Below are 21,975 nucleotides of genomic sequence, written 5' to 3'. Positions count from 1 at the left end.
CCATGCTGTGCCCACCTCCTTACAAAGTAAAACGGAAAATAAAAAACGAGGAGGGGGAAGGGGAAGGAAAAAGAAATTTGGAACGCGTCCCTCTCCGCGAGGGAGAGACCCGTTGTGGGTCAGGCGACGTGCTGCAGGAATTCCCGCAGACGCGGGCTTGGCGGGTTGTTCACCAGCTCCTGTGGGTTGCCGTCTTCGGCAATTCGTCCCTTGTCGATAAAGATCAGTCGCGAGGCCACTTTTTCGGCAAAGCCGATTTCGTGGGTCACAATCACCATCGTCATGCCCTCTTCCGCCAGATCCTGCATCACCTTGAGCACTTCATGACGCAGTTCCGGGTCGAGCGCGGAGGTGGGCTCATCAAACAGCATCATCTTCGGCTTCACCGCCAGCGCGCGGGCGATGGCCACACGCTGCTGCTGGCCGCCGGAGAGTTCAGACGGATAGTGATGCGCGCGCTCTGCCAGACCGACTTTCGCCAGCAGATCTTTCGCCAGCTTCTCCGCCGCCTGCTTGCTGGCGCCGCGTACCCGCAGCGGGCCAAACATCACGTTTTCCAGCGCCGTGAGGTGCGGGAACAGGTAAAACTGCTGGAACACCATCCCGGCTTCCTGACGAATCAGACGTTCGTCCACCTTCGGATCGTTGACCTTCAGGCCATCGACAATCAGATCGCCGCTGGTGATCTCTTCCAGTTTATTGATGCAGCGCAGCATCGTCGATTTACCGGAGCCGGACGGGCCGATAATGACCACCACTTCACCCTGATTGATTTTCAGAGAGATATCGTGCAGCACCTGGGTCGGGCCAAAGTGCTTGGAGACGTTTTTAAATTCAATCACAGGATTTTCATCCTTCTTTCAAGACGACGCAGAATAAAGCTCAGGACCAGGGTGATGATCAGGTAGATCACGGCAACGGCGCTCCAGATTTCCAGCGCGCGGAAGTTGCCGGCGATGATCTCCTGTCCCTGACGGGTCAGTTCGGCGACGCCGATGACGATGAACAGCGAGGTGTCCTTGATGCTGATGATCCACTGGTTGCCCAGCGGCGGCAGCATGCGGCGCAGCGCCAGCGGCAGGATCACGTGGCGAATGGTTTCGCGACGCGACAGGCCCAGCGCCAGGCCCGCTTCGCGGAAGCCTTTATGAATGGAGAGCACCGCGCCGCGGGTAATTTCCGCGATATAGGCGCCCGAGTTAATCATGATGGTCACTACCGCCGCGGAGAAGGGGTCAATGCGCAGATCGCTAAAGGCCATCGGCAGCGCAAAGTAGATGAACATAACCTGCACCACAATCGGGGTGCCGCGAATGATTTCAATAAACACCAGCGCGATGTGGTTGGCGATCCAGCCGCCGAAGCAGCGGGCGAAACCGGCCACCAGACCGATGATCAGGCCGCCGGCCAGGCCGAGGACGGAAATCCACAGCGTCATTTTGGCGCCTTCCAACAAAATCGGAATGGCAGGCCAGATGGCACTCCAGTCAAACTGCATAATACGTTCCTGTTACCGTGTCGAGAGCAGAGGAAAGCCTCCGCCAAAATACTGTCTCCCGCAACGTCTGTGCCGGAAGACCGTTGTGAAGTCGCCGGGACTGCGCCCGGCGATGTACGTTTTTATTATTTTGGTTCAGTGCCGAACCATTTTTTATAAATTTCGTTGTAGGTGCCGTTCTCGCGCAGCGTTTTCAGCGCACCGTTCACTTTCTCACGCAGCTCGTCGCTGCCTTTCGGGAAGGCGATACCGTAGTTTTGCGCTTCCAGTGATTCACCTACCGCTTTGAATTTGCCGTTGCCCGCGGTTTTGATGAAGTAGAGGATGTTCGGCGTATCGTGCAGGACCGCATCCGCGCGGCCGGTACCCAGCTCCATGTAGGCGTTATCGATGTTCGGGAACTGACGCAGATCTTTGGTTTTGATATTGGCTTTCGCGTAGTCAACGGAGCCGGTGCCGCTCTTCACCGCGACCACTTTGCCGTTCAGATCTTTCACATCTTTGATGTCGTTATTATTGGCGTTGACCATCACCAGCAGGCCGCTCTTGTAGTAGCCGTCAGAGAAGTCGATGGCTTTTTTACGCTCGTCGGTAATGGTGATCCCCGCCAGCGCCAGATCGATATTTTTGGTTTGCAGCGCCGGGATAATGCCGCTGAAGTCCATTGGCTTCAGGGTGTAGTCGAGCTTCAGCTCTTTGGCGATGGCCGCCCACAGGTCAACGTCAAAACCCACATACTTATCGCCTTGCTTAAATTCGAACGGGACGAACGCCGTATCGGTGGCGACAACCAGGGTCTTATTGGCGGCATGGGAAGAAACCGCAAAAGCCAGGGGCAGTGCAGCCAGTGAAACTTTAAATACAGACTTCATAGCATTTCCTTTTATATCCACGGGACGATCCCCTGCGAGAACGACTAGCCTAATGAAAAAATCGTGCCACTTTTACAAGCTGTTGTTTTTCAACAAACGAAGCGGTAGCCGTTGCACAATATCGATCGTTTCAGGTAAAGAGTGCACCATAACGGGGCGTTATTTTGGTGCATCCTGAGGTCGCTGAATAACGAGCCCATTTTTAGCGCAAACCCTGATGGGAAAACAATCTCGCCGTAACGATTGTGTGAGGTGATTATTACAATTGTTTTACTTTTGTGCGCATTTTCATCAATTTGACGCCCTGAAATGGTGCAAGGCCAACGGGTGAGGGAAAACGGAGGAGGGAAAAACAACAAGGGCTGGGTGGGAAAAGCAAAGGCGCCGTCGACCGCGCTGCGGCCGACGGCAAAGCCTTACTCGATATTCGCTTCAATAAACCACAGGAATTTATCCAGGTCGCGGGAAGCGGCGGTGAAGATATCTGCGGTATCTTCGTCTTTAGCTTCGCCGATCGCTTTGCGCACATCGTTAGCCACTACCGCGTAGCGGTCAGCCAGCGCTTTCAGGTGATCCTGAACATGATGGATATCCAGTGGGTAGCTCTGCAGCGGGGTTTTGCTGTTGATCACCTGAGTGGTGCCCAGGGCGACGCCGCCCAGCTGCACGGCGCGCTCCGCCATGGTATCCAGATGCTCAGTGAGCGCAGTACGGAAACCGTCCAGCATTTCGTGCACGGCGATAAAGTTCGCACCGCGCATATTCCAGTGTGCCTGCTTGGTGATAAGGGACAGGTCAATGAACTGGATCACCTGGCGATTCAACAGCTCAATGGTCGCTTTCTTTTCGCTGTCAGCGACATCGTTGCGGGTATAGACCAGATTAGATGCTTTTGATTTAACCAGTTTAGCGGTACTCATCGTTTCATATCCTCTTGATATTGATGCTCGTCACACTTCAAAACTGAATGATGTGGAGCGTTGTCCCAGGTAACTTCGGGACTAAGTATAGCAAGGGTTTTAAAGTATGAGGCATCGGCAGGCCATATCACTCCGATAGCGCAAAGTGGTTGGTTATTTGAAAAAACAAGTCCAATCAGAAGGTTAGCGAAGGCTGGCAGGCCCGCAACTGGCGCGGGCCGCCGCCGTAACAGAATGTTAATTGATATCGACTTGCTTGATTTTGCTCTGCCGCTGCATGGTCAGCGTGGCGCCCATTGAGGCGATGATAATGGCGCCCAGCGCCAGGGTCTGGGAGAGGTTCAGGGTTTCGCCAAGGAAGATCATACCGGACAGGGCGGCTAGCGCCGGCTCGAGGCTCATCAGCGTACCGAAGGTGCGCGTCGGCAGGCGCGTCAGGGCCATCATCTCCAGAGAGTAGGGGAGTGCGGTGGAGAGAATGGCAATCCCCAGCCCCAGGGGCAGCAGCGACCATTGCCACAGCGTATCGGTGGCTTGCGCCATACCTAATGGGACAAAGACCAGCGAGGCGATAAGCGACCCCATCGCCACTGTGGCTGGACCATGCTCCTCACCCGCGCGCTGGCCGGTCAGAATATAGACCGCCCAACAGGCCCCGGCGCCGAGAGCGAACAGCGCGCCGGTTAAATCCACCTGCGCCACGTTCTGCCCCAGCGGCAGGAGATACCACAGCCCGAGGATCGCCAGCGCCACCCAGACAAAATCCAGCGGGCGGCGCGAGCCGAAAAGCGCCACCGCCAGCGGGCCGGTAAACTCGAGGGCCACCGCCACGCCGAGCGGAATACGCTGCAGGGATAAATAAAACAGATAGTTCATCGCCCCGAGCGCCAGGCCGTACAGCAGCAGCGGCACGCGCTGCGCCGGAGAGAAACGTAGCCGCCAGGGCTTGAACACCACCACCAGGATCAGCGTCCCGAGCGCCAGGCGCAGGGCGGTAACTCCCGGGGCGCCGACCACCGGGAACAGCGATTTGGCGAGCGATGCGCCGCTCTGAATCGAGGTCATAGCGATTAAAATCACCACTATCGGCAACCATGCCGCCGCTTTTCGGGATGGACCGGGCATCCTTTCTCCTGTCAATTTTTGTCAAAAGGGGTAAAAGTTCCAGTGTACTGGAATTAGCTGCTGGCGGTTGAGCTAATGTTGAAAAAAACAGGGGCAAAAACAGTACAATGGCGAAAGTTGCTGAGAAATTCACCAGGTGATTAGGATTAATCTGGATGCTTGCGAATTTCTTAATGAGCGTTAAACTGTAAGTTAACGCCAAAAACTCTTGTTTTCCATATTGTTATAGAAATATGGAAACTTTTGGTTACATGAAAAAGTATGTTAGACAATGTAAACTCCAAAGAGTTTCCCAAAAGTTTTTGATATATTTAAGGCTTAGGACTTATTAGAAACACATTTGAGGTGGTTATGAATAAAATTGCACGTCTTTCAGCACTGGCCGTTGTTCTGGCTGCATCCGTAGGTACCACTGCATTTGCTGCAACTTCTACCGTAACCGGCGGTTACGCGCAGAGCGACATGCAGGGTAAAGCGAACAAAGCTGGCGGTTTCAACCTGAAATACCGTTACGAGCAAGATAACAACCCGCTGGGCGTTATCGGTTCCTTCACCTACACCGAAAAGGATAATAACAGCAACGGTACTTACAACAAAGGTCAGTACTACGGCATCACCGCTGGTCCGGCTTACCGTCTGAACGACTGGGCAAGCATCTACGGCGTAGTGGGTGTTGGTTACGGTAAATTCCAGAACAACAACTTCCCTAATAAATCCGATATGAGCGACTACGGTTTCTCCTACGGTGCTGGTCTGCAGTTCAACCCGATCGAAAACGTTGCTCTGGACTTCTCCTACGAGCAGTCTCGTATTCGTAACGTTGACGTCGGCACCTGGATCGCTGGCGTGGGTTACCGCTTCTAATCACTCCGGTGATATAAAAAATCCGCCTCCTGGGGCGGATTTTTTTTGCCTGCTGACCGCCAGCCCGGCCGGTTGGCCGGCGCTGACCGCGTCGTTTTAGTTGATGGTGAACTCATCGCTGCCGAGGTGTGAATAGTCCACCCTCTGCAGCTGGAAGTTGGTGATATACACCGGGCCGGCCTTCTGCTCAGAGATAAACCGATAGCGCGGGGCGATTTCCGCCGCCTTGATGCCGGTCCATTGCGAGAAGAAGCTGAGGAAATCATTTGCCGAGCGCTGCGCCTTAATGACTTTATGCGCTTTGTCATCGCTGGAGAGCACCATAAACGGCACCTGGAAGTTCTGCTGGAACTTATCGTCGTGCGCCAGATACTGCACCTCTTTGCCTCGCTCCTTGAACGCCAGACCATGATCGGAAAAGTAGGTCAGGGAAAAGGTGTCGCCGGAATTTTGCAACTGGCTGTAGAGCTTAGCCAGCAGGGTATCGGTTTGCGTCATGCTGTAGAGATAGCAGGAGGTCTCTTTCGACTGGACGAAAACCGTATATTTGCCTTTGGTCCGGTCGCAGGCCTGCGGGTGCGAGCCCATCAGATGCAGAACAATCAGCTGCGGCTGGGTACGCTGGGTGGAGAGCACCTGCTCGGTCAGCTTCAGTAACTGCTCGTCCTGGGTGTTTTTATTGGCTTCGAAATCGCCGTTTTTCAGGAACTGCACTTCATCCGCCCGTTTGGCGATACTGGCGATAGCGGTGTCGTACTCGCCGATCTGCCCCTGGTTGGAGAACCACCAGGTCTGGAAACCGGCGCGGTTGGCGAGGGTGACAAAGTTATCCTGAAACTGCGGTTTGCCATCGACCACCCGGTTAAGGGTCAGGCCGAGGGATTTTTGCGTCGAGCCGCTGGCGGCGACGTAGTTGTTAAACAGATACCCGTTCACCGAGCTGGCAAACGGCGTGTTGTCCCAGTGGCCGCCGAAGGCGCCGAGGGCGTCGCGGCGGGCGCTTTCACCGATCACCACCACATAGAGATGGTACTTCGGCTTCACCGCCAGCACGTGCCAGCTATCTTTCATGCCGGCCAGCTGCGCCATCCGCGCCTGCTCGTCCAGCACCTCGTTATTATTCACCACCACGTCTTTGACAAAACGGAAGGCCGGGTAACCAGTATCGATCACCTTGAATACACCGCCCCAGGCGAGATTTTGCACCGGCTGAAGAAAGAAGATCCCGATGCTGAACAGCAGGCCCAGGGTCTCCATTTTTCCCCAGCGAGTCTGCTCGACGATCCTGCGGCGGACCGCGATGATCCCCAGCGCGAAGATAAATACCGCCAGCAGATAGTTGTACCACGGGAAGATGGTGAGGATTTCCGTGGACTCTTCCACGTTGGTGGCGTGCAGCGCCAGCAAGGTATTGAAGTTGGGGGCGCCGTAAGCCTGGCCAAACGGGTAGTAGAGGGCCGCCAGCAGAGAATAAGCGCCGACCACTCCTTTCTGCACGCGCGGAAAGGCACGCCACAGAAGATGTAACACGCAGGTAAATGCCACGGTATAGAGCAGGCTAAATTCATAGCCCAGCGCCAGGTTAATCAACAGCGATTGTAAAAAGTAGAATCCTGTCCATGGGTTCAGTGCCAGTCGGCGGGCGACCAGCGTATCTTTCAGGGTGGTGACATTCATAGTAAACAATCAAAAAGAGGCCATGCGCATCCCCTGGCTTCAAGGGGTAAAACCTGCTGGACAGTGCGTGAAGAGGGTCTCTGCGAGCCGCGAATGTGGCAGGGCTGTGCAAAGATAGGGCTTGTAAATGGTAAGGTCAACCAGACATAACAGATTGTTTTGCGAGGACGCTTACAAAACTTAAAAAAAGGTGGGGAAAACGGGATAAACCGGTCAGTTTAGCGGCAGATGATGACGGAAAAATGAAGCGGCGTACCGCGACGCCGCCTTAGCGATGGGGTTTGTCCTGCTGCGGTTTACCGTTGATCATCTCGCACAGCATACCGAGCAGCATTAAGCGTACTTTAAAGGGTGAATGGCTGAACACGTTTAAGCACCTCTTGAATTCGTTCATCTGCTCTCCTCCTGCCTGTTCGCTCCATCACTCCCTGATGGATGTTTGCATTATATACAGATATAGCACAGGCTATATTTTATAGCTATGGCTAAAACGTTAAATTTTTGTGCTCTTGGCGCAATCCATTACAATGTGGATCTTTTTATATGATGCTTGACGCGTCACACGAATGAGGAAGCACAATGAACCGTCGCGCAGGTAAGCCAATAACAAAAAAAGTGACGCAGTTAGTAAATGTTGAAGAGCACGTTGAAGGGTTCCGCCAGGTGCGGGAAGCGCATCGGCGCGAGCTGATTGACGACTATGTTGAACTGATTTCCGACCTCATCCGCGAGGTGGGCGAGGCGCGTCAGGTGGATATGGCCGCCCGGCTGGGGGTCTCGCAGCCCACCGTCGCCAAGATGCTCAAACGGCTGGCCAGCGTCGGCCTTATCGAACAGATCCCGTGGCGCGGCATATTCTTGACCGCGGAGGGTGAGAAGCTGGCCCAGGAGAGCCGTGAGCGCCATCAAATCGTGGAGAACTTCCTGCTGGCGATCGGCGTCAGTCCGGAGATCGCCCGTCGTGATGCCGAAGGGATGGAGCATCACGTGAGCGAAGAGACGCTGGCGATGTTCCTGAAATTTACCCAAACACAGGGATCTCAGGAAGCATGACTCTTCCCTTCGTCCAGTCGCTGCTGCGCGATCGTTTTCTCCATCTGCTGCTGATTATCGCCTGCGTGCTCAGCGTGATGGTGCCGTTTGTCCCGGCAAGCTGGCCGGCGGCCATTGACTGGCATACCATCATCACCCTCAGCGGCCTGATGCTGTTGACTAAGGGAATTGAACTGAGCGGCTATTTTGACGTGCTGGGGCGTAAAATGGCCCGCCGCTTTGTCACCGAGCGTCAGCTGGCTATGTTTATGGTGCTGGCGGCGGCGCTGCTGTCCACCTTCCTCACCAACGACGTCGCGCTGTTTATTGTGGTGCCCCTGACCCTGACCCTGAAGAAGTGGTGCGCCATCCCGGTAAACCGGCTGATTATTTTCGAAGCGCTGGCGGTGAACGCCGGGTCGCTGCTGACGCCGATCGGCAACCCGCAGAACATCTTGCTGTGGGGACGCTCCGGTCTCTCTTTCCCTGGGTTTATCGGCCAGATGCTGCCCCTGGCGGCGGCAATGATGCTGACCCTGCTGGCGCTGTGCTGGTTCTGTTTCCCGGCAAAGCGGCTTACCTACCAGAGCAGCGATATGGCGCCATCGTGGCAGCCTAAGCTCGTCTGGAGCTGTCTGGGGCTCTATCTGGTGTTCCTGACGGCGCTGGAGATGGATCAGGCGCTGTGGGGACTGGCGCTGGTGCTGCTGGGCTTTCTGGCGCTGGCCCGGGCGGTGATCGTCCATGTTGACTGGTCGCTGCTGCTGGTGTTTATGGTGATGTTTATCGACGTCCATCTGCTGACCCAGCTTCCGGCGCTGCACCAGGTGCTGAGCGGGGTCGGGACGCTCTCCGGCGGTGGACTGTGGCTGACCGCCATCGGCCTGTCGCAGGTGATCAGCAATGTGCCCTCGACCATTCTGCTGCTCAACTATGTCCCACCGTCGATCCTGCTCGCCTGGGCGGTTAACGTGGGGGGCTTTGGTCTGCTGCCGGGCTCGCTGGCCAATATCATCGCCCTGCGCATGGCTGGCGATCGGCGGATCTGGTGGCGTTTCCATCTCTACTCCATTCCCATGCTGCTGTGGGCGGCCCTCACCGGCTATTGGCTCTTCAAACTCTGCGCCTGATTTCCGCAGCAGTCTGCCGACCTCCACGTCGTTCGACAGGATCGCCCTCCGGGGCGATCTTTTTTTTGCCCGGCTCACAGAAAACGATCCCTGGCTTTGCGCATCCGTTCGCTTTTCGATATATGACTAGTCATGAAGTTTAAATGACTAGTCATATATCGAGGCGCAGGATGAACAACAGACTACCGGCAGATTTCTTATGGGGTAATTCCGTCTCCAGCATGCAGACGGAGGGGGCGTGGAACGAGGGCGGCAAGGGGATGTCGGTGTACGATATCCGGCAACCGGCAGAATTCGCTTCCGACTGGAAGGTGGCGACCGATTCCTATCATCGCTTTAGGGAAGATTTCGATCTGATGCAGGATCTGGGCATGAACTGCTACCGTTTTCAGATCGCCTGGAGCCGGGTGTGCCCTGAGGGAGACGGCGAGTTCAATGAAGAGGGTATCGCCTTCTACCATCAGTTTATTGATGAACTGATCGCCCGCGGCATCGAGCCGATGATCTGTCTGTACCACTTCGATATGCCGCTCTCGCTGGCGGAGCGCTACAACGGATTTACCGACCGCCGGGTGATGGACGCCTTTATTCGCTATGGCCAGAAGATGATCGCCTGCTATGGCGACAAGGTGAAATACTGGCTCACCTTTAATGAACAGAATCTGTAACATTCGCCGGAAGCGTTTCTGATTTCCGGCTACCTGCAGGGGGAGAAGACCCTGCGCGAGCTGTACCTGATCCAGCATCATGTGATGATGGCGCACGTCCATCTGACAGATCACCTGCATCAGACGAAGCCGCAGTGTCTGATGGGCGGGATGCTGGCCCACGCCCTGGTTTATCCGGCGACCTGCAAACCACGCGATATCCTGTGCGCCCAGCAGCTGGACGAGTTTTTAAACCAGAACCTGCTGCGGGCTTACGCCGGGGAGGGCTACAGCCCGGAAGTGATGCATTTTGTCGCCACAGAAGGGTTCGATGATATCTATCGTCCGGAGGATCTCGCGCTGATGGCGACGGTGAAGGTCGATTATCTGGCGTTCAGCTATTACGCCAGCCGGACGCTGAACAGCGACGCGATCCCGCCGGGAACGGCGGTCAACAACTATATGCTGTTTGGCAATCAGGATAACCCGTTCCTGAACGCGACAGAATGGAACTGGCAGATCGATCCGCTGGGCTTCCGGACCATCATCACCCGCTATTATAACGACTGGCGCCTGCCGGTTTTCCCGATTGAAAACGGCATCGGGGTGATTGAGTCGTGGGACGGTGAACATCCGGTTGCCGACGATTACCGCATCGCCTACCATCGCGACCATATCAACGCCATGAAAGCGGCCATGTTTGAGGATGGGGCGCAGGTGATCGGCTATCTCGGCTGGGGATTAATCGACATCCTCAGCTCGCAGGGCGATATGCGTAAGCGCTACGGCGTGGTCTACGTCAATCGCGAGAACCATGACCTCAAGGATCTGCGGCGGGTGCCGAAGAAGAGCTATGCGTGGCTGAAGCAGGTGATCCACAGCAATGGCGACGTGATGTAATGGTGTTCTGGCGGTCAGGCCGTGGATCCTGCCCGCCAGCCACTCACTGAAAGTATAAGGACCGGGGAATGACGGCGAAGTATCTGCAAATCGCGCGGGAAATAAAAAAACGGATCATCAGCCAGCAGTATCCTGCCAGCGCGCCGTTACCTGACCAGTTTGCGCTGGCGGCAGAGTTCAGCACCAGCCGGATGACCATCCAGCAGGCGATGCGCCAGTTAATCGTCGAAGGGCTGATCTATACCCGCAAAGGGCAGGGCACCTTTGTGCGGAAAAATTTCCTTCAGCTGTCGCAGTGGGAGCTGCCCGGCAGCGACTATTTCGGCGCCACCAAAACCTGGGAGCATCTTGGCGAGGTACAAAGCGAAGTGGTGCGCTTTGAGGTGCGTTTTCCCACTGACAAGGAGCAGAGTTCGCTGCTGATCGACGCTGATGCCCCGGTGTATGACTTTGTTCGCCTGCGCTTGCTCAACGGGGAACCGGTGTCGCTGGATCTGACGGTCATGCCGGTGGGGCTGGTGCCGGGGCTCAATAAAAGCCATCTGGAAAGCTCGGTGTTTCGCTATATCCAGGAGACGCTGGGGCTGAAGCTGATGGGATCTTACCGCGTGGTGCGGGCGATGAAGCCGGATGAACTGGATAAACAGCATCTTCACTGCGAGCCCACCGATCCGGTGCTGGAGGTGGAGCAGGTTATCTATCTGGAAGACGGCACGCCGCTGGAGTACGCCCACTGCCACTATCGCTACGACCACGGCGGGATTATTCTGGTGAATAACGGCTAGACCGGGGGCCCCGGTTGGCGCAGCGCTTAGCAGGGCCAGGGTGTTGTCAGGTTCAGTCGCCAGGCAAGGCGTCAGCCGCAGCCCGGCACAACACCGATAAAAAAAACGGCGGGCATCAGGCCCGCCGTTTTTCTTGTCATGCAGAACTTAGTTCAGACGCACCGGCATACCGGAGCGGTTCTGGATAGCCTGCTCGACCACGTTCTGATCGACATCAGACTGGCTGGTGATCGCCTGTACCGGCTGAGTCAGGGTGATCGGCACGATCTCGCCGCCCTGGAACTGCGCTTCGGTGGTCGACAGCGGGTTGTGAACCTCGATGTAACGGCTGCCGTCCGGCTCGGTGGTGGCTTTTACCGGCTCATCGATAAACTGCACGCGGGTGCCGACCGGCACGTTCTCAAACAGGAATTTGATGTCATCGTTGCGCAGACGTACGCAGCCATGGCTCACGCGCAGGCCGATGCCGAAGTTAGCGTTGGTACCGTGGATGGCGTACAGACGGCCGATATACAGCGCGTACAGGCCCATCGGGTTATCCGGACCGGCCGGTACGACGGCTGGCAGCGGGTTGCCGGCGGCAGCGTATTCCGCATGCATCTTGGCGGTCGGCGTCCAGGTCGGGCCAGCCTTCTTACGTTCGACTTTGGTGGTCCAGTTGATTGGCGTGTCTTTGCCTAACTGGCCGATACCGATCGGCAGAACAATCACGGTGTTGGTGCCTTTCGGGTAGTAGTACAGACGCATTTCGGCGCTGTTGATGATGATCCCTTCATGGACGGTATCCGGCAGGATCAGCTGCTGAGGGATGTTCAGGACGCTACCGCCCTTCGGCAGATAGGTATCCACCCCCGGGTTGGCTTCCAGCATGTTGGAAAGCCCCATCTGATATTTCGCCGCGAAGTATTCCAGCGGCTGCTTGTTATCATCCGGAATGGTGATGACCTGGTTCTGACCAACCAAACGGCTGCCATCGGTTGGCAAAGGATAGGTGACAGCAGACGCTGTATTGCAAAAGCCTACGATGGCGAAGGCTGCCGCTAAGAGTGTAGATAATTTCATAGTTTTTAATGTCGTGTGCGAAATCAACGCCACACAGGCCTTTGTTAATGATTGAGACAGTAGATGGGAGCGCATTATATGTGCATTCCGCTGAACAGGTAAATCAGATGTGTACGAAATCACATTTTTTTCCCTGTCGCCTCGGCTGCCGCGCCCTGGCGTTCGGGGCGACGAGGGTTAGTCTTCCAGCAGCCGGGCCTGCAGCGCCGCGCGGACCGGGGTGGTAAGCTGGTACTCTTCCGCCAGCCAGGCGTCGACATTGCCATAGCGCTGCTGAATGGCCGACAGCGCGGCGGCGAGATAGGATTCTTTCACCGTCAGGATGTCCGCCAGGCTCTGGCGCCCCTGGCGCGTCAGGTCGTTGCCGAGCATCTCCAGCATCCAGGCCTCCACCTGCGTCAGCATGCCATGGGTAAGGAGATACTCCTCCATCACCGTCTCGCTGTCGCATCCGACGGCGAACAGGGTTAACGCGCAGCCGACGCCGGTGCGATCTTTACCGACCGCGCAGTGTTGCAGCAAGGCGCCGTCGAAAGGGGTCGTCAGCCATGCGGCGAGCTGGCGATAGGCCGGATTGTTAAACGGCAGTTGGCGATAGAGTTGCAGCATAAACTGCTCGCCGTTGAGCGCATTAAGGGTGGCGGCATTCAGCTCGGTGACCTTCGCGTTGACCTCGCCGATCGGCGGATTGGCCGGCGCGTTGAGATAGTGGGTGAGCGGGCTCAGTTTGTCCGGCGTGCGCTGTACTTCACCGGGGTCGCGGTAGTCGAGCACCCGGCTGAGCGGCAGGGTATCCAGGTGGTCGAGATCCTCTGCCGTTAGCCGGTTTAGCGCACCGGAGCGTAGCAGCTTGCCGCTGCGTACCCGGCGTCCGTCGGCGGCGCGCTGGCCGCCCAGGTCGCGAAAATTAATGCCGCCCTGCAGGGATAAAAAGGCCGGATGTCGCGGTTGGCTGGTGGTCATGGGACTCCTCATCATCACGTACAGAATAACGGTTTGCGCGCAGGTCTCTGGCGCATCTGACAAAGACCTTAGCACAAGCGCCGCGGCGGAATTTACCGCAGACCGTGAAAAGTGCGTCATTTACTGGCATAATGTCTGCTGTATCACACCCCTCATACTCTTTTTTCAGGATATCCCCGTGCTAGTATCCAGCAACGTTACCATGCAGTTTGGCAGTAAGCCGCTGTTCGAAAATATCTCCGTTAAATTTGGCGGCGGCAACCGTTATGGTCTGATCGGCGCCAACGGCAGCGGTAAATCGACCTTTATGAAGATCCTCGGCGGCGATCTCGAACCGACGCTGGGCAACGTTTCTCTCGACCCGAACGAGCGCATCGGTAAGCTGCGTCAGGATCAGTTCGCCTTTGAAGCGTTCACCGTGCTGGATACGGTCATCATGGGCCACGGCGAGCTGTGGGAAGTGAAGCAGGAGCGCGACCGCATCTACTCGCTCGCCGAGATGAGCGAAGAAGATGGCTATAAAGTGGCCGACCTGGAAGTGAAATATGGCGAAATGGATGGCTACTCTGCTGAAGCGCGCGCGGGCGAACTGCTGCTGGGCGTGGGCATTCCGGTTGAACAGCATTACGGCCCGATGAGCGAAGTCGCCCCAGGCTGGAAGCTGCGTGTCCTGCTGGCGCAGGCGCTGTTCTCTAACCCGGACATTCTGCTGCTCGATGAACCGACCAACAACCTGGACATCGACACCATTCGCTGGCTGGAGCAGACGCTGAACGACCGCGACAGCACCATGATTATCATCTCGCACGACCGTCACTTCCTGAACATGGTTTGCACCCACATGGCGGATCTGGACTACGGCGAGCTGCGCGTCTATCCGGGCAACTACGATGAATACATGACGGCGGCCACCCAGGCGCGTGAACGTCTGCTGGCGGACAACGCCAAGAAAAAAGCGCAGATTGCCGACCTGCAGTCCTTCGTTAGCCGCTTCAGCGCCAACGCCTCTAAATCGCGTCAGGCCACCTCGCGCGCGCGTCAGATTGACAAAATCAAGCTGGAAGAGGTTAAAGCCTCCAGCCGTCAGAACCCGTTTATCCGCTTCGAGCAGGACAAGAAACTGTTCCGTAACGCGCTGGAAGTGGAAGCCCTCACCAAAGGCTTTGAAGACGGTCCGCTGTTCAAAAACGTCAACCTGCTGCTGGAAGTGGGCGAGAAGATTGCCATTCTGGGCGCCAACGGCGTGGGTAAATCCACGATGCTGAAAACCCTGGTGGGTGAACTGCAGCCGGACAACGGCACCGTGAAATGGTCTGAAAACGCGCAACTCGGCTACTACGCGCAGGATCATGAGTACGAATTCGAAAACGACCTGACGGTCTTCGAGTGGATGAGCCAGTGGAAACAGGAAGGCGACGACGAGCAGGCGGTGCGCAGTATCCTTGGTCGACTGCTGTTTAGCCAGGATGACATCAAGAAGCCGGCGAAAGTATTGTCCGGTGGTGAGAAGGGCCGCATGCTGTTTGGTAAGCTGATGATGCAGAAGCCAAACATCCTGATAATGGATGAACCGACCAACCACCTGGATATGGAATCCATCGAATCGCTGAACATGGCGCTGGAGATGTATCAGGGTACCCTGATCTTCGTCTCCCACGACCGTGAGTTCGTCAGCTCGCTGGCCACCCGCGTGCTGGAGATTACCCCGGAACGGGTGATCGACTTCAGCGGCAACTACGAAGACTACCTGCGCAGCAAAGGTATCGAGTAATCCCGCTTCGTAACCCGGGTTGCGGCTACGCCTTACCCGGGTTACGCCTGGCATGTGATCTGTAGGCCCGCGCAAGCGTAGCGCCGCCGGGCAATAACCGCGTGTAAAGAGCCACTTTCGCGCCGGATGGCGGCTGCGCCTTATCCGGGGCCTACGGTCCGTGCCATTGTGAGCTTAAGAGCTCTATCTTGTACCCATGGTTACTGAAACTGTCCGTTACCCGGGCTACCAAACCGCACAGTGCTGTAGCCCCGGTAAGCGGTAGCGCCACCGGGGTTTTTGAGGCCACCTGTTTGTAGCCCGGATTAGCGTAGCGCCATCCGGGAACATTATTAAATCCAGGCCGGGCGAGGCGTAAGCCGCCGCCCGGCATATGCTCAGAGCCTCCACTCCGTTCCTTCGACGCCATTCACCAGCAGTTTGCGTTTTTCTCCCGCCGGTAATGACAGCTTCAGCGCTTTCCACGCCGGGCGATAATTGCCGCGGGCGTTGACCTTCAGGTTGATAGTGCTGCTGTCGCACGCCATTTCCCACTCCAGCCACAGCGCATCGCCCTGTTTATAGCCCCAGCTTTCGCCGTCATCCTCAAACAGCAGACCCGAAGTGGTCCCGACGCCTTTCAGCGGGAACAGCTGCAGTTCGCGGCGATCGTCCTGTTGCGCAGCAACATGACGGATGCGCTCGCTGAGCGGCAGTCCGGCCCCGGCGCGCACCAGCAGCGGCAGCGTTTCCAGCGGCGCGTCGAGGGTGACCCACTGGCCGCCGGCGAACCACTGGTGGCTGTAGAAATCGTACCATCCGGCCTGATTATCCGGCAGCCACACCTCACGCTGGCGGGCGCCAGGCTCGACCACGCTGGCCACCAGCAGATCGCGGCCCAGCAGGAAGTCATCGCATTCGGCGAAGGTCTGCGCGTCGTGCTGATGATCGAGGAAGGTCGGGCGCAGCATCGGCTCGTCGTCGGCATGCGCCTGCCACAGCAGGGTGTACAGATAGGGCAGCAGGCGGTAGCGCAGCTCAATAGCGGAACGAATGGCCGGGGTGACGGCCGGATACATCCAGGCTTCGTTGACCGTCTGGTCGTCATTCCACGAATGAATAGTAAAGCGCGGGTGCATCACGCCGTTTTGTACCCAGCGCACGAACAGCTCCGGCTCAGGTTTATCGCCGGAGAAACCGCCGACGTCGTGGCCGACGTTAAACAGCCCGGAAAGGCTCATGCCCAGCCCCATGCGGATGTTATAGCGCAGCGTATCCCAGTTGGTGCGGTTATCGCCGCTCCAGGTCTGGACGTAGCGCTGCATCCCGGCGCAGCCGGAGCGGGAGATGAGATACGGGCGCTTTTGCGGCGCAAAGCGCTGCTGGGCCTCCATCGAGGCGCGCATCATCAGCAGCGGCATCACCGGGCGAATATGCTTGATGGCGATTTCGCGGCCAAAGCCGTAGCAGCGCGCTTCGCCGTCCCACACCTCATACTCGTTATTATCGTTCCAGGTCGAATCAATGCCCATCTCCAGCAGCTGGCTGGTGACCCCTTCCTGCCACCAGGCCACGGTTTGCGGATTGGTAAAGTCGAGATGCGATCCTTCATCGTCCCAGAAGCTGGAGCGCTCCGGAGCGTCGGTTTGCGAATCGCGCACGAAGAGACCGCGCTCCGCCACCTCGCCATAGCGCGGATGGTCCTGCAGCAGGCAGGGTTTGATATTAGCGGCCAGCTTCAGCCCGGCGTCGTGGAACGACTGGCTCATCACTTTCGGCTGCGGCACCTTGTCGTGGTTCCAGTTAAAGACGTAGCGCTTGCCGTTGATCGAGGTATAGCCGGAAGAGAGCTGGAACGAATCGCACGGAATAGCGTGCTCATCGCACAGGCGGATGAAGTTCATCAGCTGATTTTGCGCATCCGGCGCGTCGGTATAGTGCATGGTCGAGCCGCTGTAGCCGAGGCTCCATTTGGGCCCGAACAGGGTTTTACCGGTCAGACGGACGAAGGCCTTGGTCACATCCAGCACCTGTTTACCGGTGAACAGGTAGTAATCGATATCGCCGGCTTCCGCCTGCCAGCGGCGATAGGCGGTATGATAGTTGTCGATTTCGTTACCCAAATCCAGCCAGCAGCTGCTCAGGTTGTCGTAAAACAGGCCATAGCTAACGTCGCTGCGTTGCGTGATGGTGAACGGAATATGTTTATACAGCGGGTCGGTGCTGGCGGCGTTGTAGCCCATGGCATCAAGGTTGCGCATTTCATAACGCTTACCGGTGCGCTGCAGGTCGCCGGCCTTTTCGCCCAGGCCATAGAAACGCTCGTCTTTGCGGCGGCTCAGATAGTGGGCGACGCCGTCGCCGTGGGCATTGGCCAGATAGGCGCTGGTGGGGCGGTCGTTGGCAAGCTGCTGCCATTCCCCGGCATCGTCGCGATAGCTCCACTCCAGCCACAGCGGCTGATGGACGGTGACGCGCAGCTGGCGGGTGGCGATGGTCAGCGTATCGCCCTCCTGGGTCAGCTGCCAGGCCGGGAGACTAAAACCGCTGAGGTCATCCCGGGCGCGGCCTTCCCACGGTACATCCTGCTGCGGAGCGATGCTCCAGGTGCGATCCAGCGCCAGCTGGCCCTGGCGTTTCAGCAGCACGCGGAATAGATTCTCTTCCAGTACGTACAGGCACAGGGTGTGCTGGCCATCGACCGTCAGTTCAACGTGATGCTCCAGCTGTTGATGCAAACTCCAGTGTTTCAACGTCTTCATATCTTACATCCACTCTCAGGCGCGCTTGGCGCGACGTTCAGCAATAAATGCCACCAGGAAAACGGCGCCAATCAGGTCAAAGAAACCCATGGCGATGAACAGCGGGTTGAAGCCAATTTTGTCGGCGGTCACCCCGATTAATAACGAGAACAGGAAGCTGGCGATCCACGCCGCGGATCCGCGCATACCGTTCACCGTCGCCATTTGTCCCTTGTCGAACGACTCCACCACCAGCGCGCTGAGCATGCAGGAGATGATCTGATGCCCGAAGCCGCCAATGGAGATCAGGACGATGGTGATATAGGGATCGCGGGTGATAGCGACGAGGGCCAGGGAGATCATCAGAAACGCGCCGGTCACCGAGCTGGCGATCACCGAGTTGACTCGCGTACAGCCGAACCAGCGAACGTACAGGCGGGTGAGGTAGCCGCTGACCACGCTGCCGAGGTCGGCGGCGAGGAACGGTAGCCAGGCGAACATGGCAATCTGCTTGAGATCCATGCCGTGCTCTTTGGCCAGGTACAGCGGTACCCAGAAGCTCAGCACCGCCCAGGCGGGCTCGGCCATAAACGCGGGAATGGCGATCCCGTAGAAACGTTTATTCTTCGAGACGGTTTTGAGTGCGGTAAAGAAGGGCTGTTTCACCGGCGGCGCTTCGTTATCCTGCTTGATGTACTCGAGCTCGCTTTTGCTGAGATTGGGGTGCTTTTCCGGGTTCTGATAGAAGGCCCACCACAGCACCACCCACAGCAGGGCCAGCGCGCCGGTAAACATAAACGCCCCCTGCCAGCCGAAGGAGGCATGGGCGAAGTAGATGATCGGCGGGGCGAGCATGGCGCCGATGGAGAACCCGACGCCAGCCCAGCCGGCGGCGATTGGCCGTTCAGACTTCGGGAACCACTCGCCGATGGTCTTGGCGTTGGCCGGGGTGGCGGCCGCCTCGGCCCCGCCCATAAAGAAGCGCAATATAGCCAGGTGCAGCCAGCTGCCGGCCCCGGCGTGGGCGATGCAGGCCAGCGCCCACAGGGTGGCGCAGATCATAAACCCGAGCTTCAGGCCGATGACGTCGATAAGCCAGCCACAGAGCGGTTGGAAAATCGTGTAAGCCAACTGAAACGCGCCGACGATCCAGGAATATTGTTCGGTGGTGATACCGAGCGTCGCTTTCAGTTCCGGGGCGATAATCCCCAGCGAGTTGCGTGTGATGTAGTTGACGGTGACGCCAAGTAAAAACAGGACCAGCACCCACCAGCGCAGGTTTTTTACCACCCGGCGCGTTTTGCTGACCGCGATATCATTGTTGAGGCCTTGACTCATAGCACACTCCACATGACGTTAGTAGGGGGAAAGTGACGTTCTCAATCCGTGAGCGGTCACGTAGTGTTGTTAACTATTTGAATAGTCTATTTTTTTATCTCAACACCATTGGTATAACTAGTATGGGAGATGTTGGACCAATTCAGGCTAAGGGAGAAAAAACGTCGGGCAAAGCGCTATTTATGCAAGTTTTTCCATGAAATGACCGGGATCTCAAATTTTGCGCTGTCATTTGCTTACAGGTAGCGCTTTGGCGATTATGAAAATTCTTTCATTTTCCAATCGGAGCTGGATCACAAAATGGATAAAAAGCTGCGCGTCGCCGAAATCGCCGCCCGCACCGGGCTGTCGGCCAGTACCGTTTCGCGCGTCCTGGCCGGGAAGGCGAATACCAGCGACAAGGCGCGCCGAGCGGTGCTGGAGTGCGCCCGCGAGCTGGGGGTCATGCAGGGACTGGCCGCCGGACGTCTGTTGCTCAATAATCTACTGGTGTTTGCCCCACAGCGCGCCTTCGATGAGCGGTCGGATATCTTCTACTACCGGGTGATCCAGAGCATCAATAACGCGCTGGCGGCGCATGAAGTGCGCCTGCGCTACTGCGCGCTGGACGAGAACGACAGCGACGCCAATCTGTTTCTTGCCCGCATGAACGAAGCGGAGACCCAGGCCGCGGTGCTGCTGGGGATCGACGATCCGCATATTCATGGCCTGGCGGCGGACCTGGGCAAACCCTGCGTATTGATCAACTGTCGGGATGAAGGGATGCGGCTGCCGTCCATTGCCCCCGATCATCGTCTGATTGGCCTGTGCGCCGCCCGCTATCTGTTTGATATGGGGCATCGCGTGGTGATGAACGTCATGTGCCTGCGCCGCTATACCATGGAGCTGCGGCTGGGGGGGATCCAGGAGGCGTGGCGCGCGCGCAATTTGCGCTTTACCGCCAGCCGGGATCTCATCAGCATCGCCAACTTTAGCGCCAGAGAGACCGAAGAGCAGGTGGGGACCTGGCTTGATGGCTTACAGGGCAGGCCGTTGCCCACCGCTTTCCTGGTGGGCGGCGATTTTATGGCCGCCGGCACGGTCAGCGCATTGCAAAAGCGCGGCCTGCGGGTGCCGCAGGATGTCTCGGTGATGAGCATCGACGGGTTTAATCTGGCGGCGATCCAGGAGGTGCCGCTGACCGCGGTGCATGTGCCGCGGGATGAGCTGGGCAGCGAGGCGGTGCACCTCCTGCAGCAGCGCCTGCTGCGCCCGGAGGCGCCGCACGGTTCGCTGCTGCTGCACGGCACGCTGGTGGTGCGCGATTCGGTACGGCGGATCCGGCCGGGCAAAGGCCATACCGCCGTGGAGCCGCAGGGGCTGTATGACGATTAAACCGCGATACCCAGCGCCCGTTTGCCGTGGATGTTCAGATCCTCCAGGGTGAAGCGCCCCTGCCAGCTGGCCTCATAGTCCTCGCGCGGGAAATCACCCGGCGAGGCCCCTTTTTCCAGAGCGATTTTCACTTTCTGCGCGTAGGCGAGGTTCTTCTCGCACATCGGCGCCGCCGGAATGTACATCACATTGCCCCAGCCCTGCTGATTTTCCACCGGCGCCACCGAGTGAATGACGTCGCAGTGCCACCAGACGGAATCGCCAGCGTTCAGCGCCGGGATCGAACTGAGGGCTTTGATCAGCAGCGGGTGCCACTGCTCAGAGATCGGCAGCACTCTGCCCGGCGCGACGCCGCACAGCTCATCCTCCGGCACATCGTCAAGCAGCGGACGCAGCAGCACATAGGCCATCGCCTCGGGGATTGGCACCACGTGCAGCAGTCCCTGACCCGGGATCATATCCGACAGCGCGGTCCAGCCCTGGAAAGTGCGGAACACCGAGCACTTGGTGGTGTTGTCGACAGTGTACTCTTCCACTTCAGTACGGTGCGCGGCGTCCCACGGATCGTAAGCGTCGACATGACCGTTAAAGACGTTGGCGAAGACCTGCTGGTAGGCGGGGAGTAGCCAGCGCTCCAGCGCACCGGAATCGGTATGCGCGCCCAGCCCTTTCGAGGTGGTTCCCGGCGGACGGCGGCGAATGCGGTCGGGGTAAATGACGCTGACGTCCGGATCGAACCAGCGCTTGCCGTCCTGCTCAAAGCGCCACAGGCGGTTAAGGAAGGACTGCGCCGCCGCCATTTCATCGCTCTGGCGGGCCTGCATTTGCGAGGGCGACCAGTAGATGGGATAGATTTCCGGCCGCGAAGCCTCAAGCGTACCGAAGAAGCTGTCGCCTGGCCCTTTGTAGACCTCGTCAAAATGGTTCAGATCCAGATATTCCAGCATCGCGGTATCCCAGGCCAGCGCCTGTTCGCGCGGAAAGTGGCCTTTGATCACCGCGCAGCCCCGGCGCTTAATGGCCGCGCGCTGGGCATCGCTCACGGTTCCCTCGGCGATATCGCGGAACGGAATGGTTGGCCAGACCTCCTGGCCTGCGGCTTTCAGCGTCTCAATCTCCTGCAGGCGCTCGCTGATGCGCGCTGAGAGCTTATCGAACACCGCCTGGACGTCGCCGATTTGCGCCCGCAGCGCCTGCTTCATCTGGCGAATCGCCGCTTTGTGGTCGGCGGGGAGTGTTTCGTGGGTCGGGAGAGCAGCCATAATAACCTCGCTGTATCTTTCATTCGAAAGTATTA

Annotated in this window: 17 protein-coding genes and 2 pseudogenes; 7 read left to right on the top strand and 12 right to left on the bottom strand. The window is 57.7% G+C overall.

What is annotated here, in order from left to right:
- Positions 1-119: 119 nt before the first annotated feature.
- The 5 genes from glnQ to rhtA form a co-directional block, all read right to left on the bottom strand.
- Entirely contained in the window at positions 120-842 is a 723-nt protein-coding gene (glnQ, locus tag K5R89_RS23965; protein ID WP_004212183.1) for a glutamine ABC transporter ATP-binding protein GlnQ, read from the bottom strand.
- On the bottom strand, positions 839-1,498 hold the full coding sequence (gene glnP, locus K5R89_RS23960; RefSeq protein WP_002895837.1) for a glutamine ABC transporter permease GlnP: 660 nt from the start codon (positions 1,496-1,498) through the stop codon (positions 839-841). The genes glnQ and glnP overlap by 4 nt, the downstream gene beginning before the upstream one ends.
- A 125-nt stretch (positions 1,499-1,623) precedes the next feature.
- The gene (gene glnH, locus K5R89_RS23955) at positions 1,624-2,370 is read right to left on the bottom strand and encodes a glutamine ABC transporter substrate-binding protein GlnH (protein WP_217259070.1); all 747 of its coding nucleotides are present in this window, start codon (positions 2,368-2,370) and stop codon (positions 1,624-1,626) included.
- A gap of 416 nt (positions 2,371-2,786) precedes the next feature.
- Positions 2,787-3,290 (bottom strand): DNA starvation/stationary phase protection protein Dps, encoded by a 504-nt coding sequence (gene dps, locus K5R89_RS23950; protein WP_004886200.1) that lies wholly within the window; start codon positions 3,288-3,290, stop codon positions 2,787-2,789.
- A gap of 237 nt (positions 3,291-3,527) precedes the next feature.
- Positions 3,528-4,415, bottom strand: a complete 888-nt coding sequence (rhtA, locus tag K5R89_RS23945; RefSeq protein WP_023288946.1) for a threonine/homoserine exporter RhtA — start codon at positions 4,413-4,415, stop codon at positions 3,528-3,530.
- A 351-nt stretch (positions 4,416-4,766) separates the two neighbouring features.
- On the opposite strand from rhtA, the gene ompX reads away from it, so the two are divergent.
- On the top strand, positions 4,767-5,279 hold the full coding sequence (ompX, locus tag K5R89_RS23940) for an outer membrane protein OmpX (protein ID WP_004886207.1): 513 nt from the start codon (positions 4,767-4,769) through the stop codon (positions 5,277-5,279).
- A gap of 96 nt (positions 5,280-5,375) precedes the next feature.
- On the opposite strand, the gene K5R89_RS23935 is transcribed toward ompX, so the two are convergent.
- Positions 5,376-6,956, bottom strand: a complete 1,581-nt coding sequence (locus K5R89_RS23935) for a phosphoethanolamine transferase (RefSeq protein ID WP_102006343.1) — start codon at positions 6,954-6,956, stop codon at positions 5,376-5,378.
- Between the two features lie 268 nt (positions 6,957-7,224).
- Positions 7,225-7,350, bottom strand: coding sequence for a manganase accumulation protein MntS (gene mntS / locus K5R89_RS23930; RefSeq protein ID WP_023288948.1), 126 nt, complete (start codon positions 7,348-7,350; stop codon positions 7,225-7,227).
- A gap of 185 nt (positions 7,351-7,535) precedes the next feature.
- Here mntS and mntR point away from each other — a divergent pair, with 185 nt between their 5' ends.
- The 4 genes and pseudogenes from mntR (at position 7,536) to K5R89_RS23910 (ending at position 11,450) form a co-directional block, all read left to right on the top strand.
- On the top strand, positions 7,536-8,009 hold the full coding sequence (gene mntR / locus K5R89_RS23925) for a manganese-binding transcriptional regulator MntR (protein ID WP_004886216.1): 474 nt from the start codon (positions 7,536-7,538) through the stop codon (positions 8,007-8,009).
- Positions 8,006-9,118 (top strand): anion transporter, encoded by a 1,113-nt coding sequence (locus K5R89_RS23920; RefSeq protein ID WP_032455222.1) that lies wholly within the window; start codon positions 8,006-8,008, stop codon positions 9,116-9,118. The genes mntR and K5R89_RS23920 overlap by 4 nt, the downstream gene beginning before the upstream one ends.
- Before the next feature lie 170 nt (positions 9,119-9,288).
- Positions 9,289-10,665 (top strand): annotated as a pseudogene (locus K5R89_RS23915) (glycoside hydrolase family 1 protein).
- A gap of 68 nt (positions 10,666-10,733) precedes the next feature.
- Complete coding sequence (locus tag K5R89_RS23910; RefSeq protein ID WP_044521840.1) at positions 10,734-11,450, top strand: GntR family transcriptional regulator; 717 nt, start codon at positions 10,734-10,736, stop codon at positions 11,448-11,450.
- A 147-nt stretch (positions 11,451-11,597) separates the two neighbouring features.
- Here K5R89_RS23910 and ldtB read toward each other — a convergent pair whose 3' ends face one another.
- Positions 11,598-12,512, bottom strand: coding sequence for a L,D-transpeptidase (gene ldtB, locus K5R89_RS23905; RefSeq protein WP_032428696.1), 915 nt, complete (start codon positions 12,510-12,512; stop codon positions 11,598-11,600).
- Positions 12,513-12,689: 177 nt separating this feature from the next.
- Positions 12,690-13,605 (bottom strand): annotated as a pseudogene (locus tag K5R89_RS23900) (tyrosine-protein phosphatase).
- Positions 13,606-13,653: 48 nt separating this feature from the next.
- Between K5R89_RS23900 and K5R89_RS23895 the strand changes: the two are divergent.
- Positions 13,654-15,246: an ABC-F family ATPase gene (locus K5R89_RS23895; RefSeq protein WP_023288955.1), complete on the top strand. Its 1,593-nt coding sequence runs from the start codon at positions 13,654-13,656 to the stop codon at positions 15,244-15,246.
- Between the two features lie 377 nt (positions 15,247-15,623).
- Here the strand turns inward: K5R89_RS23895 and K5R89_RS23890 are convergent, their stop codons facing one another.
- Both K5R89_RS23890 and K5R89_RS23885 read right to left on the bottom strand, forming a co-directional pair.
- Positions 15,624-17,987: a glycoside hydrolase family 31 protein gene (locus K5R89_RS23890; protein ID WP_048297124.1), complete on the bottom strand. Its 2,364-nt coding sequence runs from the start codon at positions 17,985-17,987 to the stop codon at positions 15,624-15,626.
- A gap of 15 nt (positions 17,988-18,002) precedes the next feature.
- On the bottom strand, positions 18,003-19,304 hold the full coding sequence (locus K5R89_RS23885; protein ID WP_004886240.1) for an MFS transporter: 1,302 nt from the start codon (positions 19,302-19,304) through the stop codon (positions 18,003-18,005).
- Positions 19,305-19,604: 300 nt separating this feature from the next.
- Here K5R89_RS23885 and K5R89_RS23880 point away from each other — a divergent pair, with 300 nt between their 5' ends.
- On the top strand, positions 19,605-20,678 hold the full coding sequence (locus K5R89_RS23880) for a LacI family DNA-binding transcriptional regulator (protein WP_049013993.1): 1,074 nt from the start codon (positions 19,605-19,607) through the stop codon (positions 20,676-20,678).
- Here K5R89_RS23880 and K5R89_RS23875 read toward each other — a convergent pair.
- Positions 20,675-21,940: a DUF1479 domain-containing protein gene (locus K5R89_RS23875; protein ID WP_044521849.1), complete on the bottom strand. Its 1,266-nt coding sequence runs from the start codon at positions 21,938-21,940 to the stop codon at positions 20,675-20,677. The genes K5R89_RS23880 and K5R89_RS23875 overlap by 4 nt on opposite strands.
- Positions 21,941-21,975: the final 35 nt, after the last annotated feature.

This window comes from Klebsiella sp. TF21-TM (assembly GCF_019753495.1).
Classification (GTDB): Bacteria; Pseudomonadota; Gammaproteobacteria; order Enterobacterales; family Enterobacteriaceae; genus Klebsiella; species Klebsiella quasipneumoniae.
The sequence above is the reverse complement of the archived record's forward strand: the minus strand, read 5'-3'. Positions and strand labels throughout refer to the sequence as shown.

Bases quoted from the DNA above. Each gene is read 5' to 3' on its own strand.
- K5R89_RS23885 (WP_004886240.1), bottom strand. From the start codon at position 19,304: ATGAGTCAAGGCCTCAACAATGATATCGCGGTCAGCAAAACGCGCCGG.
- glnH (WP_217259070.1), bottom strand. From the start codon at position 2,370: ATGAAGTCTGTATTTAAAGTTTCACTGGCTGCACTGCCCCTGGCTTTT.
- K5R89_RS23890 (WP_048297124.1), bottom strand. From the start codon at position 17,987: ATGAAGACGTTGAAACACTGGAGTTTGCATCAACAGCTGGAGCATCAC.
- dps (WP_004886200.1), bottom strand. From the start codon at position 3,290: ATGAGTACCGCTAAACTGGTTAAATCAAAAGCATCTAATCTGGTCTAT.
- ldtB (WP_032428696.1), bottom strand. From the start codon at position 12,512: ATGAAATTATCTACACTCTTAGCGGCAGCCTTCGCCATCGTAGGCTTT.
- K5R89_RS23910 (WP_044521840.1), top strand. From the start codon at position 10,734: ATGACGGCGAAGTATCTGCAAATCGCGCGGGAAATAAAAAAACGGATC.
- ompX (WP_004886207.1), top strand. From the start codon at position 4,767: ATGAATAAAATTGCACGTCTTTCAGCACTGGCCGTTGTTCTGGCTGCA.
- glnP (WP_002895837.1), bottom strand. From the start codon at position 1,498: ATGCAGTTTGACTGGAGTGCCATCTGGCCTGCCATTCCGATTTTGTTG.
- K5R89_RS23875 (WP_044521849.1), bottom strand. From the start codon at position 21,940: ATGGCTGCTCTCCCGACCCACGAAACACTCCCCGCCGACCACAAAGCG.
- K5R89_RS23935 (WP_102006343.1), bottom strand. From the start codon at position 6,956: ATGAATGTCACCACCCTGAAAGATACGCTGGTCGCCCGCCGACTGGCA.
- K5R89_RS23920 (WP_032455222.1), top strand. From the start codon at position 8,006: ATGACTCTTCCCTTCGTCCAGTCGCTGCTGCGCGATCGTTTTCTCCAT.
- K5R89_RS23880 (WP_049013993.1), top strand. From the start codon at position 19,605: ATGGATAAAAAGCTGCGCGTCGCCGAAATCGCCGCCCGCACCGGGCTG.
- mntR (WP_004886216.1), top strand. From the start codon at position 7,536: ATGAACCGTCGCGCAGGTAAGCCAATAACAAAAAAAGTGACGCAGTTA.
- mntS (WP_023288948.1), bottom strand. From the start codon at position 7,350: ATGAACGAATTCAAGAGGTGCTTAAACGTGTTCAGCCATTCACCCTTT.
- rhtA (WP_023288946.1), bottom strand. From the start codon at position 4,415: ATGCCCGGTCCATCCCGAAAAGCGGCGGCATGGTTGCCGATAGTGGTG.